This is a genomic window from Ramlibacter sp. MMS24-I3-19 (genome assembly GCF_050320135.1).
GTDB lineage: Bacteria > Pseudomonadota > Gammaproteobacteria > Burkholderiales > Burkholderiaceae_C > Ramlibacter.
This window is the reverse complement of the sequence record NZ_CP190017.1, coordinates 2028172-2044508: the sequence shown is the minus strand read 5'-3', so window position 1 is coordinate 2044508 and position 16337 is coordinate 2028172. Positions and strand designations below refer to the sequence as shown.

Sequence of the window (16337 nt, the reverse complement as noted above, 5' to 3'; positions counted from 1 at the left end):
CGGCGGATCGGTGCACCGCCATCGCGAACGTCGTCGCAACGGCGGACTGCCGCGCGCCAGCCAGCGCTTGTGCACCCGCATCAGAAATTCCCCACGATGAAGTCGCGCAGGCGCGAGAACGCGGTCTTCATCGACCCGTTCTGCTGCGCCACCTTGAAGCCGCGCATGCGCGCGAGCCTCGCCTCTTCGAGCAGGCCCATGACCGTGGCCGCGCGCGGTTGCGCCACCATGTCGGCCAGGGCGCCGCGGTAGGTCGGCACGCCACGGCGCACCGGCTTGAGGAAGATGTCCTCGCCCAGTTCGACCATGCCGGGCATCACGGAGCTGCCGCCGGTGATCACGATGCCCGAGGACAGCACCTCCTCGTAGCCCGATTCGCGCACGACCTGCTGCACCAGCGAATAGATCTCCTCGACACGCGGCTCGATGACGCCGGCCAGCGCCTGCTTGGACAGCATGCGCGGACCGCGGTCGCCCAGCCCGGGCACCTCGACCTGCTGCTCCGGGTCGGCCAGCAGCTGCTTGGCGTAGCCGCTCTCGACCTTGATGTCCTCGGCGTCCTTGGTCGGCGTGCGCAGCGCCATCGCGATGTCGCTGGTGATCAGGTCGCCGGCGATCGGGATCACGGCGGTGTGCCGGATGGCGCCGCCGGTGAAGATGGCCACGTCGGTGGTGCCGGCGCCGATGTCGACCAGCGCCACGCCCAGTTCCTTCTCGTCGTCGGTCAGCACGGCCTGGCTGGTGGCCAGCGGGTTGAGCATCAGCTGCTCGACCTCCAGGCCGCAGCGGCGCACGCACTTGATGATGTTCTCGGCCGCGCTCTGGGCACCGGTGACGATGTGCACCTTGGCTTCCAGCCGGATGCCGCTCATGCCGATCGGCTCCTTGACGTCCTGGCCGTCGATCACGAATTCCTGCGGCTCCACCAGCAGCAGGCGCTGGTCGGTGGAGATGTTGATGGCGCGCGCGGTCTCGACGACGCGGGCCACGTCGGCCGGCGTCACTTCCTTGTCCTTCACCGCCACCATGCCGCTGGAGTTGATGCCGCGGATGTGGCTGCCGGTGATGCCGGTGTAGACGCGCGTGATCTTGCAGTCGGCCATCAGCTCGGCCTCCTTCAGCGCCTGCTGGATGCTCTGCACAGTGGCGTCGATGTTCACCACCACGCCGCGCTTGAGGCCGTTGGACGGCGCGATGCCGAGGCCCGCGAGCTTCAGCTCGCCGCCCGGCATCACCTCGCCGACCACCGCCATCACCTTGGCCGTGCCGATGTCCAGCCCGACGACTAGGTCCTTGTATTCCTTCGCCATGTCCCTCTACCTCCTGGCCGTGGGGGCGGTTTCCACCGTGCCCACGCCCCTCAACCGAACCGCATATCCATCGCCGTACCGCAGGTCGGCCGCCAGCAGCGCGTCGGGCCGGCGGCCGTAGCGCGAAGCCACCTGCGTCAGCGTCTGCACGAAACGCTGCACGCGCGGCATCACCTCGCCCGCGTCGCCGCCGCCCAGCTCCAGCACCGCTTCCGAATCCAGGGCCAGCTGCCAGCTGCCGCGCCTGGTGAGCTGCAGCTCCTCGATCGCGAGGTCCAGCGGCGCGAACAGCGGGGCCAGTGCGCGGTACATCGCCAACACCTGCGCCGACTGGCCGTCGGGACCGTCCAGGTGCGGCAGCCCCTCGTGCTCCACCTCGCCGGGGTTGGCGTCGAACACCTCGCCATAGCTGTTGACCAGGCGCGAGCCGTCGTCCTCGCCCCAGAACGCGACGGCCTTGTGTTCCTGCAGCGCCACGCGTAGCCGGTTCGGGAACTCGCGCCGCACGACCGCCTGCCGCACCCAGGGCACCGCCTCGAAGGCGTGCTGGGTGGCAACCAGGTCCACCGTGAAGAAGTTGCCCGACAGCTGCGGCGCCACGTTGGCGCGCAGCGTGGCCGCGCTGTTGTGCGTGACCTCGCCCTGCACGCGGATGCCGCCCAGCGCGAAGACCGGGTGGCGCACCGCCCACCAGCACAGCGCCGCCAGCAGCAGCGCGACGCAGCCCGTGAACAGCACCGCGGCGGTGATGTTCATCAGGCGGACGTCGAACGGCAGCTGCTGCGGCGCCTTCTTCATGCGCTGGCGCCTTCCGTGGTGGTGCCCTGGCCGCTGCGGCGGCGCTCGACGCGCTGGTTGTCCAGCGCGGCCGACGCGAGCAGCTGCAGGCACAGGTCCTCGTAGCTGATCCCGGCGGCGCGTGCCGACATCGGCACCAGCGAGTGCCCGGTCATGCCCGGCGAGGTGTTGATCTCCAGCAGCGAGGGCTTGCGGGTCTTGGCATCGATCATCACGTCGATGCGGCCCCAGCCGCGGCAGCCCAGCACGCGATAGGCCTTGACCACCAGCTCCTGGATCGCGGCCTCCTCGCCCTCGGGCAGGCCGCAGGGCACCAGGTACTGGGTGTCGTCGGTGAAGTACTTGTTCTGGTAGTCGTAGTTGCCTTCGGGCGCCACGATGCGGATCACCGGCAGTGCGCGCGCCTCGTCGCCCGTGCCGAGGATCGGGCAGGTGACTTCGTCGCCCGCGACGAATTGCTCGCACAGCACGTCGGTGTCGAGGGCGGCCGCGGCATCCACCGCGTCCTGCATCTGCGAATAGCCCTCGACCTTGGCCACGCCGATCGAGGAGCCCTCGCGCGCGGGCTTGACGATCAGCGGCAGTCCCAGGTCGTCGGGGACGGTGCGCACCACCTCGCGCGTGTAGGCACCGCGGCGCAGCATCTGGTACCTGGGCGTCGGGATGCCTTCGGCGATCCAGATGCGCTTGGTCATGACCTTGTCGATCGCGACGCTGGAGGCCATCACGCCCGAGCCCGTGTACGGGATTCCCAGCAGTTCCAGCGCGCCCTGCACCGTGCCGTCCTCGCCGAAGCGGCCGTGCAGCGCGATGAAGCAGCGCTTGAAGCCCTTGCGCTTCAGTTCCACGAGGTCGCGCTGCGCCGGGTCGAACGCATGCGCGTTGACGCCCTTGCTCTGCAGCGCCTTCAGCACGCCGGCGCCGGACATCAGCGACACCTCGCGCTCGGCCGACTTGCCGCCCATGAGCACGGCCACCTTGCCGAGGGCCTTCACATCCACTGGCTTCACTTCCTCTGCCGCTGTCATGCGGCACCTCCTGCTTCCAGAACCTTGGCGGGCACGCCGCCGATCGAACCTGCGCCCATGCACATCACCACGTCGCCGTCGCGAACGGTGTCCAGCACCGCCTCGGGCATCGCCGCGATGTCGTCGACGAACACCGGCTCCACCTTGCCCGCCACGCGCACGGCGCGCGCGAGGGAACGGCCGTCGGCCGCGACGATGGGCGCCTCTCCGGCGGCGTAGACCTCGGACAACAGCAGCACGTCGGCCTGGCCCAGCACCTTGACGAAATCCTCGAAGCAGTCGCGCGTGCGCGTGTAGCGGTGCGGCTGGAACGCCAGCACGAGGCGGCGGCCGGGAAAGGCACCTCGGGCGGCGGCGAGAGTCGCGGCGACTTCCACCGGGTGGTGACCGTAGTCCTCGATGACCGTGAACCGGCCGCCGCCGTTGGCCGGGCGCACCTTCATCTCGCCATAGCTCTGGAACCGGCGGCCGACGCCGTGGAACTCGGCGAAGGCCTTCTGCACGGCGGCGTCGGGGATGTTCAGTTCCACCGCGATCGCGATCGCCGACAGCGCGTTCAGCACGTTGTGGTGGCCGGCGAGATTCAGCTTGATCGGCAGGTCCGGCAGCACCACGCCGTTGCGGCGCGTGGCGGTGAAATGCATCTGCGGCCCGACGGCGCGGATGTCGACGGCGCGCACCTGTGCGTCCTCGCTCACGCCGTAGCTGGTGACGGGGCACTGCACGTCGCCCAGGATCTCGCGCACGGCGGGATCGTCGACGCACAGGACCGCGGTGCCATAGAACGGCATGCGGTGCAGGAAATCGAGGAACGCGCCCTTCAGCTTGCCGAAGTCATGCCCGTAGGTCTCCATGTGGTCGGCGTCGATGTTGGTGACGACGGCCATCACGGGCATCAGGTTCAGGAACGACGCATCGGATTCGTCGGCCTCGACCACGATGTAGTCGCCCGCCCCGAGCTTGGCGTTGGCGCCGGCGCTGTTCAGGCGGCCGCCGATGACGAAGGTGGGATCGAGTCCGCCTTCGGCCAGCACGCTGGCCACCAGGCTGGTGGTCGTGGTCTTGCCGTGCGTGCCCGCGATCGCGATGCCCTGCTTCAGGCGCATCAGTTCGGCCAGCATCATGGCGCGCGGCACGACGGGAATCTTGCGCTGCCGCGCGGCGACCACCTCGGGGTTGTCGGCCTGCACGGCGGTCGACGTCACCACCGCATCGGCGCCGGCGATGTTGCCTTCCGCGTGGCCCACGCGAGTTTGGATGCCCAGGCCCTGCAGTCGGCGTAGCGTGGCGCTGTCGGACAGGTCGGAGCCGGAAATGGTGTAGCCGAGATTGCGCAGGACCTCGGCGATGCCGGACATGCCGGCGCCGCCGATGCCCACGAAGTGGATGTGCTTGATTGCGTGTTTCATGCGCCCACCAACTGTTCGATCTGGTCGGCCACCCGTGCCGCTGCCTGGGGCCGGGCCAGGTCTCGGGCGTGGGTCGCCATCTCGACGAGGCGCTCGCGCGTCAGCCCCGACAACATCTCGGCGAGCCGCTGCGGCGTGAGCTCGGCCTGCGGCAGGTGCAACGCCGCGCCATGGCTCGCCATCCATTGCGCGTTGTCGCGCTGGTGCGAGGTGGTGCTCACGATCAGCGGCACCAGGATCGCCGGCACGCCGGCCGCACAGAGTTCGCTGACGGTCACCGCGCCGGCGCGACACACGACGACATCGCAGGCTGCGAGTTCGGCCGCCATGTCCTCGATGAAGGGCAGCACGCGAGCTTCGACGCCGGCCGCGCGGTAGGCAGCCTGCGCCGCCTCCTGCTCCGCCATGCCGGTCTGGTGCACGACGACGGGACGCCGGTCGGCATCGAGCGAAGCGATCGCCTTCGGCAAGGTCTGGTTCAGCACGCGCGCCCCGAGGCTGCCGCCGACCACCAGCACGCGCAGCGGACCGCTGCGGCCCGCGAAGCGCTGGGCCGGCGGCGCGATCGCCTCGATCTCGGCGCGCACGGGATTGCCGGTGACGACGGCCTGGCGGGTGCGCCTGGCCGCATCGCCCTCGAAGCCGAAGGCCACGCGGTCGGCGACCGGCATCAGCGCGCGATTGCTCATGAGAAGCGAGGCGTCGGCGTTCACCAGCACCAGCGGCTTGTTGAGCCACGACGCCATCAGCCCGCCGGGGAAGCAGACGTAGCCGCCCATCCCCAGCACCGCGTCGGCGCGGCGGCTGCGCAGGATGCGCCGGCTGCTCCAGAACGCCGACAGCAGTCGCAGGCTGCCGGTCATCGTGTGCAGCAGGCCCTTGCCGCGCAGGCCGGTGAAGGCCAGCGTGTCCATCGGGATGCCGCTCGGGGGCACCAGGCGGTTCTCCATCCCCGTCGGCGTGCCCAGCCAGCTGACGCTCCAGCCGCGCGCCTGCATCTCGCGCGCGACGGCCAGGCCCGGGATCACGTGGCCGCCCGTGCCTGCGGCCATGACGACGAGGTGCTTCATGAGCGGCCTCCCCGCATCAGCACGCGGTTCTCGTAGTCGATGCGCAGCACCACCGCGAGCGCGATGAGGTTGAGCAGGATCGCGGAGCCGCCGTAGCTGAGGAGCGGCAGCGTGAGTCCCTTGGTGGGCAGCGCGCCGAGGTTCACGCCCATGTTGATGAAGGCCTGGAATCCCATCCACAGGCCCACGCCCTGCGCGACCAGCCCGGCGAACACGCGGTCCAGCGCAACGGCCTGGCGGCCGATGTGCATGATCCGGCGCGTCATCCAGAGGAACAGGACGATCACGGTGAGCACGCCCACCAGGCCGAACTCCTCGCCGATGACGGCAAGCAGGAAGTCGGTGTGCGCCTCGGGGAGCCAGTGGAGTTTCTCGACGCTGCCGCCGAGGCCGACGCCGAAGATCTCGCCGCGGCCGATGGCGATGAGCGAGTGCGACAGCTGGTAGCCCTTGCCGAGCGTGTACTTCTCGTTCCACGGATCGAGGTACGCGAAGATGCGCTCGCGGCGCCAGTCCGACAGCGCGATCATCAGCATGAAGGCCACCGTCATCACCGCCGCGATCAGGAAGAACATGCGGGCGTTGACGCCGCCCAGGAACAGGATGCCCATCGCGATCACGGCGATGACCATGAACGCGCCCATGTCCGGCTCGGCCAGCAGCAGCACGCCCACCACCGCCACGGCCAGCGCCATCGGCAGCACCGCGCGGAAGAAGCGCTCCTTGACCTCCATCTTGCGCACCATGTAGTTGGCGGCGTAGAGCAGCACCGAGAACTTGGCCAGCTCCGAGGGCTGGAAGCTCATGAAGCCAAGGCTGATCCAGCGGCGGGCGCCGTTGACGCCCTTGCCCACGTGCGGGATCAGCACGGCGATCAGCAGTCCCAGCGAGACGATGAACAGCCAGGGCGCCACTTTCTCCCAGGTCGCCACGGGCACCTGGAAGGTGAGCAGCGCCACCACGAACGCCAGCACCAGCGAGAACGCGTGGCGCACCAGGAAGTGCGTGTGGGCGTAGTTGGCGAAGCGCGGGTTGTCCGGCATCGCGATCGAGGCCGAATAGACCATCACCAGGCCGAACGCGAGCAGCGCCACGGAGACCCACAGCAGCGGCTGGTCGAAGCCCTGCACGCGCACGGGCGGCGTCGCGTAGCCGGACCCACGCGGCGACTGCGCGGGTGCGCGCGAGAACCAGCCGCCGACGCGGGACAGCACGGCGTTCATGCGCTCGTCCCCAGCGGCACGCCGGCGTCGTCGGCCAGCGCCTGCACCGCGGTGCGGAACATCTCCGCGCGGTGCTCGTAGTTGCGGAACATGTCGAAGCTGGCGCAGGCGGGCGACATCAGCACCGCGTCGCCCGCCTGCGCACGTTGCGCAGCGGTGCGCACGGCCTCGTCCATCGAGCTGGCTTCGACGAGCGCGACCCCGCTGCCTTCCAGGGCGGCGCGGATCAGAGGGGCGTCGCGGCCGATCAGCACCACGGCACGGGCGAAGCGCGCCACCGGCTCGGCGAGCGGCGCGAAGTCCTGGCCCTTGCCCTCGCCGCCCAGGATGACCACCAGCTTGCGATCGGCGCCGAGCCCAACGAGGGCAGCCACCGTCGCGCCGACGTTGGTGCCCTTGCTGTCGTCGAAGAACTCGACGTCGTTCACGATGCCGACCGGCTCGACGCGGTGCGGCTCGCCACGGTACTCGCGCAGGCCATACAGCATGGGCGCGAGCTGCGCGCCGGTGGCCGACGCGAGTGCCAGCGCGGCCAGCGCGTTGGCGGCGTTGTGGCGGCCGCGGATGCGCAGCGCGTCGGCCGGCATCAGCCGCTGGATGTGCAGTTCCTCGGCTTCGGCGGACTTGCGGCGCTTCTGCGTCTCGTCGGCTTCCTGTGCGCGCACCAGCCAGGCCATGCCGTTGACCATCTCGAGGCCGAAGTCGCCCGGCCGCTGCGGCATGTCGGTGCCGAAGGTGACGTAGTCACGCTGCTCCAGCTTGCCGCGAGTCCTTCGCCCCCCCACGCTTGCCCCTTCCGGGGCTGCGCTGCCCCCGGAGGGGGCGTTCGCGCCTTCGGGCGGCCGGGCGGCGCTCAGCTTCACGGGCGCGGGCAGCATCTTCATCACGAGCGGGTCCTCGCGATTGAGCACCATCATTGCCTTGCGGCCGAAGATGCGTGCCTTCGCCGCCGCATAGGCGTCCATGCCGCCGTGCCAGTCCAGGTGGTCCTGGGTGATGTTCAGAACCGTCGCTGCCGCGGGCTCGAAGCCTTCCAGGCCCTCGAGCTGGAACGACGACAGCTCCAGCACCCAGGCCTGCGGCAGCGCCTGCGCGGCAATCCGCGCAGCCAGCGTGTCCAGCAACGTGGGGCCGATGTTGCCGGCCACGGCGGCGGTGCGGCCCGAGCGCTCGACCAGCTGGCCGGTCAGCGAGGTGACCGTGGTCTTGCCGTTTGTGCCGGTGACGGCCAGCACGGCGGGTGCATAGCCCTGCTCGGCCCGCAGCTGCGCGAGGCCGCGCACGAACAGCGCGAGTTCGCCGCCGACCGCGACGCCGCGCTCGCGCGCAGGACGCAGGACAGCATCGACCTGCGCCGGCGAGAGGCCCGGGCTGCGGTAGACCGCTTCGATGCCCCCGAGCAGGTCTTCGGTGAAGGCGCCGCCGACGAAGCGCACCTGCGGCAACTCTTCGCGCAGTTGCGCCAGGCGGGGCGGCTCGTTGCGCGTGTCGGCCACGGTGACCTGCGCGCCCTGGCGTGCGCACCAGCGGGCCATCGCGAGGCCCGAGTCGCCGAGGCCGAGAACGAGCACGGTGCGGGGGAACGGCTCAAGGGCTGGCGCGGGTTCAGCTGCGGGTGCGGGTGCGGGTGCGGACTCCGCTCCGGCCTCGGCCGGTGCGACGCTCGGCGCAACGGGAGCAGCGGCCGGCTCGGTCGTTTCCATGCCCAGCATCAGCGAATCGCGCCACGCGCGCGCTTCGGCGGCGGCCGTGAGCGGCGGCATCGCCGGCTTGACCGGCGCGGGCGTCGGCGCCTGCACCGGTTCGCGCGACGCGCCCGGCGCGAGCCCCGTCGACTCCGGCGCCGCGGTGGCCACCGGAGCGGGCGTCGCCTCAGGCGCCAGGGGCGCCTGGGGCTGCTCGGGGAGCTGCTGCGGATCGTGGGGCTCGTCGTGCACCGATCTCACCTCAGCTTCAGCGTGGACAGGCCCAGCAGGCACAGCAGCATCGTCACGATCCAGAAGCGGACCACGACCTGCGTCTCCTTCCAGCCGCTCTTCTCGAAATGGTGGTGCAGCGGCGCCATTTTCAGGATGCGCCGGCCCTCGCCGTAGCGCTTGCGCGTGTACTTGAACCACGACACCTGCGCCATCACCGACAGCGCCTCGACGACGAACACGCCGCCCATGATCGCCAGCACGATCTCCTGGCGCACGATGACCGCGATGGTGCCCAGCGCGCCGCCGAGCGCCAGCGCGCCGACGTCGCCCATGAACACCTGGGCCGGATGCGTGTTGAACCACAGGAACGCGAGGCCCGCGCCCGCCATCGCCGCGCAGAAGATCAGCAGCTCGCCGGCGCCGGGGATGTGCGGGAAGAACAGGTATTTGGAGTACACCGAGCTGCCGGCCACATAGGCGAACACGCCCAGCGCCGAGCCCACCATCACCACGGGCATGATCGCCAGGCCATCAAGGCCGTCGGTGAGATTCACCGCATTGCTGGCGCCCACGATCACCACGTAGGTGAGGAACACGAAGCCGAAGACGCCGAGCGGATAGGTCACTTCCTTGAAGAAGGGCACCAGCAGGCCGGCCTTGGGCGGCAGGTTGACGTCGAAGCCGGAGCGCACCCACTCGAAGAACAGTTCGACCACGCGAACGTTGTTGCTCTCGGAGATGCTGAACACCAGGTACAGCGCGGCGATCAGCCCGATCACCGATTGCCAGAAGTACTTCTCGCGCGAGGGCATGCCCTCGGGGTCCTTGTTCACGACCTTGCGCCAGTCGTCGGCCCAGCCGATCATCCCGAAGCCGATCGTCACGACCAGCACGATCCACACGAAGCGGTTCGAGAGGTCGAACCACATCAGCGTGGCGACCGCGATGGCGATCAGCACCAGCACGCCGCCCATGGTGGGCGTGCCGCTCTTGGACAGGTGGCTTTGCATGCCGTAGCCACGCACCGGCTGGCCGATCTTCAGTTCGGTGAGGCGGTGGATCACCCACGGGCCGGCCACCAGGCCGATCAGCAGCGCGGTCATCGCGGCCATCACCGCGCGGAAGGTGATGTACTGGAACACGCGCAGGAAGCCGAACTCCGGTCCCAGTGTCTGCAGCCACACGGCCAGGCTAAGCAGCATTGCCGCCATCCTTTCGTTGTTGTTGTTGGATCGCTTCGACAACGCGCTCCATCTTCATGAAGCGCGAGCCCTTGACCAGCACGCTTGCGGCTTGCGACAGGCGCGCGAGCACGGCGGCATTGAGAGCCTCGATGCCTTCGAAATGCTCGCCCTTCATCGCACGCGCCTGCTCCCCCAGCGTCAGCAGGTGCTCGATGCCGCGCTCGCGGGCGTACTCCCCGACCTCGGCGTGGAACTGCGGGCCCTGGTCGCCGACCTCGCCCATGTCGCCCAGCACCAGCAGCCGCGGGCCCGGCAGTTCGGCCAGCACGTCGATGGCAGCGCGCACGGAGTCCGGATTGGCGTTGTAGGTGTCGTCGACCAGCGTGAGCGTGCGGCCGTCCACTTGCAGCGACGCGGCGCGCGAGCGGCCCTTCACCGGCTCGAAGGCGCCCAGCCCCTGCGTGATCGCGGCGAGCGGCACGCCGGCGGCGAGCGCGCAGGCGGCGGCGGCGAGCGCATTGCGCACGTTGTGGCGGCCGGCGATATGGAGTTGGGCCTGCAGCGGACCGGCGGGCGTTTCCGCCCGGAACGTCCATGCGCCCTGGAGCCATTCAGACCCGGCCAGAACGATGTCGGCGCCGCTGCCTGCGTCGCCGAACGTGAGGGTGGCGCGGCCCAGCGCGAGCCGGGTCCACAAGGCCGTGAACTCTTCGCCCGCAGGGAACACCGCGACGCCATTGCTCCTGAGCGCGCCGAACACGCTGCCGTTCTCGCGCGCGACGGCTTCCACCGTGGCCATGAACTCCTGGTGCTCGCGCTGGGCGTTGTTCACCAGCGCCACGGTCGGCTGCGCGATGTCGGCCAGGTAGGCGATCTCGCCCGGGTGGTTCATGCCCAGCTCGAGGACCGCGATGCGATGCTCGGCACGCAGCCGCAGCAGCGTGAGCGGCAGGCCGATGTCGTTGTTGAAGTTGCCCTGCGTGGCCAGGTGGTTCTGCGGCTGCCAGGCGCGCAGGATGGCCGCGATCATCTGCGTGACCGTGGTCTTGCCGTTGCTGCCCGTGACCGAGATCAGCGGCAGCTGGAACTGCTGGCGCCACGCGGCGGCCAGCTTGCCGAGCGCGGCCTTGCTGTCGTCCACCTCGACGCCCGGCAGGCCCACGGGCAGGCGCCCCGGTTGCGCGATGGCGGCGACCGCGCCCTTGGACTGCGCGTCCGCGAGGAAGTCGTTGGCGTCGAAGCGCTCGCCACGGATGGCGACGAACAGGTCGCCGGCCTGCAGCGTGCGGGTGTCGGAATGCACGCGCAGCAGCGGCACGTCGCCGTTGCCGACGAGGCGGCCACCGGTCCACTGCGCGACCTGCTGGAGGGTGCACATCGGCGTGCTCATGCCCTTGCCTCCAGTGCCTTGCGCGCATGCATCCGGTCGTCGAAGGCATGCTTCACGCCGGCGATCTCCTGGTAATCCTCGTGGCCCTTGCCCGCGAGCAGCACCACGTCGGCCGGCGCGGCGGCGGCCACTGTTTCCGCGATGGCCAGCGCGCGGTCGGCCTGCACCTCGACGCACTCGTTGTGCGACAGGCCCAGCAGGATCTGGCTGATGATGGCCTCGGGCGCTTCGCTGCGCGGGTTGTCGCTGGTGACCACGACGCGATCCGCATTCTTCTCCGCGACGGCCGCCATCAGCGGACGCTTGGTGGCGTCACGGTCGCCGCCGCAGCCGAAGACGCACCACAGTTTCCCGGCGCGCTGCGCGGCCAGCGGGCGCAGGGCCTGCAGCGCTTTGTCCAGCGCATCCGGCGTGTGCGCGTAGTCCACCGCCACCAGCGGCTTGCCGGGGGCGTGCAGGCGCTCCATGCGACCCGGCACCGGCAGCAGTGCGCCGCAGGCGTCCACGGCCTGGCGCAGCGGCACGCCCAGCGCTCGCATGGCGGCGATCACGCCCAGCAGATTCGATACGTTGTACTGGCCGACGAGCGCAGTCTCCAGGGCATGGCGCTCGTTGCCTTCGACCACGGTGAAGCGCAAGCCTTCGTTGCCATAGCCCACGTCCGTGGCTTGCAGGCGCGCGGACCGGTCGATGGCGACCGGCCACAGATCCAGGCCACTGCCCTCCAGCCCGGCGAGCAGTTCGACGCCCGCCGTGTCGTCGATGTTCACGACGCCCGCGCGCAGCCCCGGCCAGCGGAACAGCTCGGCCTTCGCAGCCCAGTACGCGTCCATGCTGCCGTGGTAGTCCAGGTGGTCCTGGGTGAAGTTGGTGAAGACCGCCACGGCAATGCGCGTGCCGTCCAGGCGACGCTCGGCCAGGCCGATGGACGACGCCTCGATCGCGCAGGCCTTCAGGCCGGCGTCGACGAAGGCACGGAACTGGCCCTGCAGCAGCACGGGATCGGGTGTCGTGAGCCCGGTGTGCTGCACATGGGGCGGGCGGCCGGTTCCCAGCGTGCCGATCACCGCGCTGGGCCATTGGCCGTCGGAGAGCGCGGACAGCGCCTGCGCCAGCCACCACGCCGTGGACGTCTTGCCGTTGGTGCCCGTGACCGCGAGCACCTGCAGCGAGTCGGTCGGCTGGCCGTAGTAGGCGGCGGCGATCGGTCCCGTCGCGGCTTTCAGGTCGGGATAGCTCGCGATCGCCTCGCCGGTGAAGCCGAACGCCCCGGCACCCTGTTCCTCGACCAGGCAGGCCGCCGCACCTTGCGCCAGTGCTGCCGCGACGTACTTGCGTCCATCGGTCGCTGCGCCCGGCCATGCGATGAATCCATCGCCGGCCCTGACCTGGCGGCTGTCGCAGTGCAGCTGGCCGCGCACGCGACCTTGCAGCCAGCGCGATGCCTCGGCGGGGGAGCGCAGGCTGCGCATCAGAACGACTCCTCCACGCTGTCGACCACCACCTGCGGCTTGACGCTCATGTCGGGCTGCACGCCCATGCGGCGCAGCGTCTGCTGCACCACGTCGCTGAACACGGGAGCGGCCACGTCGCCGCCGAAGTACTTGCCGGCCGACGGCTCGTCGACCATCACGCCGACGATGATGCGCGGCTGGTCGATCGGCGCCATGCCGACGAACCACGAGCGGTACTTGTGGCCGGCGTAGCCCTTGCCTTCCTGCTTGTGCGCGGTCCCCGACTTGCCGCCCACGGAATAGCCCATCGTCTGCGCCTTCGGGCCGGTGCCGCCGGGGCCGGCAGCCATCTGCAGCATGGTGCGGATCTCGGCGGCCGTCTTGGGCGAGAACACCTGCGCGCCCACGGGCGGCTGCTCGGTCTTGAGCAGGGTCGCGGGGATGATCTGGCCGTCGTGCGCGAACACCGTGTACGAGCGCGCCATCTGGAACAGCGACGCCGACAGGCCGTAGCCGTACGACATGGTCGCCTGCTCGACGGGCCGCCAGGTCTTGTAGGGACGCACGCGGCCGCTCACCACACCGGGGAACGGGATCTGCGGCTTCTGTCCGAAGCCGGCCGCGGTGAAGGTCTCCCACATCTCGCGCGGCTGCATCTGGAGCGCGATCTTCAGGGTGCCGATGTTGCTGGACTTCTGGATCACCTGCTGCACGGTGAGCAGGCCGTGCGCATGCGAATCGGAGATGCGGGCGCCGCCGATCACGACATAGCCGGGCGCGGTCTGCACCGTGGTCTGCGGCGTCACCAAGCCGCTCTCCAGCGCCAGGCCGATGGTGAACGGCTTCATGGTCGACCCCGGCTCGAACGTGTCGGTGAGCGCGCGGTTGCGCAGTTGCTCGCCGGTGAGGTTCTGGCGCTTGTCCGGCGTGTAGCTGGGGTAGTTGGCCAGCGCGAGCACCTCGCCCGTGCGTGCATCGATCACCACGACGCTGCCCGCGCGCGCCTTGTTCTCCAGCACCGTGTCGCGCAGCTTCTGGTAGGCGAAGAACTGCACCTTGCTGTCGATCGACAGCTGCAGGTCGCGGCCGTCGATCGGCGGCACCTGCTCGCCGAGTTCCTCGACCACCCGGCCGAGCCGGTCCTTGATCACGCGGCGCGAGCCGGTGCGGCCGGCCAGCTGGTGGTCGAACGAGAGCTCGACGCCCTCCTGGCCATGGTCCTCGACGTTGGTGAAGCCAACGACGTGCGCCGCGGCCTCGCCCTCGGGGTACTGGCGCCGGTATTCCTTGCGCTGGTAGATGCCCTTGATGCCGAGCACCGCGACCTGGCGTGCCACCGAGTCGTCGACCTGGCGCTTCAGCCAGACGAAGGTCTTGTCCTCGTCGGCGAGCTTGCGATCGAGTTCCGCGTTGGACATGCCCAGCAGCCTGGCCAGCTGCGCGAGCTTCACCTTGTCGCGCTCCACGTCCTCGGGAATGGCCCAGATGCTGGGCGTGGGCACGCTGGTGGCCAGCAGCAGTCCATTGCGATCGAGGATGCGGCCGCGGTTGGCCGGCAGTTCGAGCGTCCGCACGAAGCGCACTTCGCCCTGGTGGCGGAAAAAGTCGTTGCCGAACACCTGCACCCACGCGGCGCGGCCTGCGAGCCCGGCGAAGCCGAGCGCGAGGCCGGCGACGATGAACTTGCTGCGCCAGACCGGCGTCTTGCTCGCCAGCAGCGGGCTCGAGGTGTAGAGCACGCTCTTTGTCACGGTTGCATCCCCGTCTGCGTGACGTACTGCGTGATCGCCGGGCTGGCCGGCCGCATGTGCAGCTGCTCCTTGGCCAGCTTCTCCACGCGCAGCGGCGTGGCCTGCGCGCGCTTGGCGACCTGCAGCCGCTCGTGCTCCATGCCGAGCCGGCGCGCGTCGGCCTCGGCCTTCTCGATCTCGGCGACCAGGCGGCGCGACTCGTACTGCACCTGCACGGTCACCATCGCGCTGAGAACCAGCGCGACGAGGAGGATGAGGTTGAGGCGGATCACGCCTCTGTCCTTTCGGCCACCCGCAGGATCGCACTGCGTGCCCGCGGATTGGCCGCCACTTCCGCGGCACCCGGCTTGATGCGGTCCAGCGCGCGCAGCTTCATCGGCTTCGGCGCGGCGAACGGCACGCGGCGGTCCACCACCTCGCGCGAGTGCGAGGCGATGAACTGCTTGACGATGCGATCCTCCAGCGAATGGAAGCTGATCACCGCAAGGCGTCCGCCGGGTTGCAGGATGTCCAACGCGGCTCCTAGCGCCTCTTGCAGCTCTTCAAGCTCGGCATTGATGAAAATCCGAAGAGCCTGAAATGTGCGCGTTGCAGGGTCCTGGCCCGGCTCGCGGGTTTTGACCGCGCCAGCCACGAGTTGGGCCAGCTCGGCGGTGGTTGCAAGAGGGCCCCGTTCCTGTCGGCGAGCCACAACCGCCTTTGCGATCTGGCCAGCAAACCGTTCTTCGCCGTAGTCACGAATCACCTCCGCGATCTGGCCCTGCTCGGCCGTTGCAAGCCACTCCGCCACGCTCTCGCCACGCGTGGGATCCATCCGCATGTCCAGCGGACCGTCGTTGCGGAACGAGAACCCCCGCGCCGGGTTGTCGATCTGCGGCGAGCTCACGCCCAGGTCCATCAGCACGCCGCTGCAGCTGGCCGGCCCCAGCTCGCCCAGCGCGCGGAAGCCCTGGTGCCTGATGGAAAAGCGCGGATCCGTGATCCGCGCTGCTTCCTCGATCGCCTCCGGGTCCTTGTCGAAGGCCACCAGGCGACCGTGCGGCCCGAGCCGCGAGAGCAGCAGGCGCGAGTGCCCGCCGCGCCCGAAGGTCGCATCGACGTAGATTCCATCCGGCTTGGTGAGAAGAGCTTGGACTGCTTCGTTCAACAAGACGGTGGTGTGTTGCCATCGGGTGTCCACCGCCGGTACTCAGAAAGAGAAGTCCTTGAACACGTCCGGCATGTCGCCGGCGATGGCCTCGGCCTCCTTGGCCTCGTAGGTCGCCTTGTCCCAGAGTTCGAAGTGGTTGCCCATGCCCAGCAGCATGGTGTCGCGTTCGATGCCGGCAGCCGCGCGCAATTCGGGAGAGACGAGCACGCGGCCGGTGCCGTCGAGCTCAACGTCCATCGCGTTGCCCAGGAAGATTCTCTTCCACCACTGCGCCGACATCGGTAACTCCGCGATACGGGCGCGAAATTTCTCCCACTCGGGGCGCGGGAAGATCATCAGGCACCCATGCGGATGCCTCGTGATGGTCAGCTGGTTGCTGGCAGTGGCGGACAGGACGTCGCGATGCCGGGTCGGCACGGAAAGCCGACCCTTGGCATCGAGACTGACCGACGACGCGCCTTGAAACACTGCTGTGTTTGCCTGCCGTGCGAAGTGGCGTGCGAAGGCACCTTTTCCCACTTAACTGCACTTTTTTGCACTGTAGCAGGAAAACTCAGCTGCGCAAGCACTCGCTCACGCGAAATCTCCAATGGAATCAACGACTTAGAACGGATTCTGCCAGCTCGACGGCGTCCAAAAGCGTTCTAAATG

The 16337-nt window shown here is 69.4% G+C and carries 14 protein-coding genes; all 14 read right to left on the bottom strand.

Annotated features, from left to right (window positions below):
- Nucleotides 1-80: 80 nt before the first annotated feature.
- From ftsA to mraZ, 14 genes are read right to left on the bottom strand one after another with little or no spacing between them, the layout of a single operon-like run.
- Entirely contained in the window at nt 81-1310 is a 1230-nt protein-coding gene (ftsA, locus tag ACPWT1_RS10225) for a cell division protein FtsA (protein ID WP_427915258.1), read from the bottom strand.
- Between the two features lie 6 nt (nt 1311-1316).
- Nucleotides 1317-2108: a cell division protein FtsQ/DivIB gene (locus ACPWT1_RS10220; protein WP_427915257.1), complete on the bottom strand. Its 792-nt coding sequence runs from the start codon at nt 2106-2108 to the stop codon at nt 1317-1319.
- The gene (locus tag ACPWT1_RS10215; RefSeq protein ID WP_427915256.1) at nt 2105-3136 is read right to left on the bottom strand and encodes a D-alanine--D-alanine ligase; all 1032 of its coding nucleotides are present in this window, start codon (nt 3134-3136) and stop codon (nt 2105-2107) included. The genes ACPWT1_RS10220 and ACPWT1_RS10215 overlap by 4 nt, the downstream gene beginning before the upstream one ends.
- Entirely contained in the window at nt 3133-4545 is a 1413-nt protein-coding gene (murC, locus tag ACPWT1_RS10210; protein WP_427915255.1) for a UDP-N-acetylmuramate--L-alanine ligase, read from the bottom strand. The genes ACPWT1_RS10215 and murC overlap by 4 nt, the downstream gene beginning before the upstream one ends.
- Nucleotides 4542-5615 carry an undecaprenyldiphospho-muramoylpentapeptide beta-N-acetylglucosaminyltransferase gene (murG, locus tag ACPWT1_RS10205; RefSeq protein ID WP_427915254.1) on the bottom strand — a complete coding sequence of 358 codons (1074 nt, stop codon included), beginning with the start codon at nt 5613-5615 and terminating at the stop codon, nt 4542-4544. Before murG ends, murC begins: the two co-directional genes overlap by 4 nt.
- Nucleotides 5612-6838 (bottom strand): putative lipid II flippase FtsW, encoded by a 1227-nt coding sequence (gene ftsW / locus ACPWT1_RS10200; protein WP_427915253.1) that lies wholly within the window; start codon nt 6836-6838, stop codon nt 5612-5614. Before ftsW ends, murG begins: the two co-directional genes overlap by 4 nt.
- Nucleotides 6835-8775, bottom strand: coding sequence for a Mur ligase family protein (locus ACPWT1_RS10195; RefSeq protein ID WP_427915252.1), 1941 nt, complete (start codon nt 8773-8775; stop codon nt 6835-6837). Before ACPWT1_RS10195 ends, ftsW begins: the two co-directional genes overlap by 4 nt.
- A 5-nt stretch (nt 8776-8780) precedes the next feature.
- Nucleotides 8781-9959 carry a phospho-N-acetylmuramoyl-pentapeptide-transferase gene (mraY, locus tag ACPWT1_RS10190; protein ID WP_427915251.1) on the bottom strand — a complete coding sequence of 393 codons (1179 nt, stop codon included), beginning with the start codon at nt 9957-9959 and terminating at the stop codon, nt 8781-8783.
- Nucleotides 9949-11331 (bottom strand): UDP-N-acetylmuramoyl-tripeptide--D-alanyl-D-alanine ligase, encoded by a 1383-nt coding sequence (locus ACPWT1_RS10185; protein ID WP_427915250.1) that lies wholly within the window; start codon nt 11329-11331, stop codon nt 9949-9951. Before ACPWT1_RS10185 ends, mraY begins: the two co-directional genes overlap by 11 nt.
- A complete protein-coding gene (locus tag ACPWT1_RS10180) occupies nt 11328-12803 on the bottom strand; it encodes a UDP-N-acetylmuramoyl-L-alanyl-D-glutamate--2,6-diaminopimelate ligase (protein WP_427915249.1) in 1476 nt (491 codons plus the stop codon). Before ACPWT1_RS10180 ends, ACPWT1_RS10185 begins: the two co-directional genes overlap by 4 nt.
- Entirely contained in the window at nt 12803-14536 is a 1734-nt protein-coding gene (locus ACPWT1_RS10175; protein WP_427915248.1) for a peptidoglycan D,D-transpeptidase FtsI family protein, read from the bottom strand. Before ACPWT1_RS10175 ends, ACPWT1_RS10180 begins: the two co-directional genes overlap by 1 nt.
- Nucleotides 14533-14808 (bottom strand): cell division protein FtsL, encoded by a 276-nt coding sequence (gene ftsL, locus ACPWT1_RS10170; protein WP_427915247.1) that lies wholly within the window; start codon nt 14806-14808, stop codon nt 14533-14535. The genes ACPWT1_RS10175 and ftsL overlap by 4 nt, the downstream gene beginning before the upstream one ends.
- Complete coding sequence (rsmH, locus tag ACPWT1_RS10165) at nt 14805-15716, bottom strand: 16S rRNA (cytosine(1402)-N(4))-methyltransferase RsmH (protein ID WP_427915246.1); 912 nt, start codon at nt 15714-15716, stop codon at nt 14805-14807. Before rsmH ends, ftsL begins: the two co-directional genes overlap by 4 nt.
- A gap of 9 nt (nt 15717-15725) precedes the next feature.
- Entirely contained in the window at nt 15726-16154 is a 429-nt protein-coding gene (gene mraZ / locus ACPWT1_RS10160) for a division/cell wall cluster transcriptional repressor MraZ (RefSeq protein WP_427915537.1), read from the bottom strand.
- Between the last annotated feature and the right edge of the window lie 183 nt (nt 16155-16337).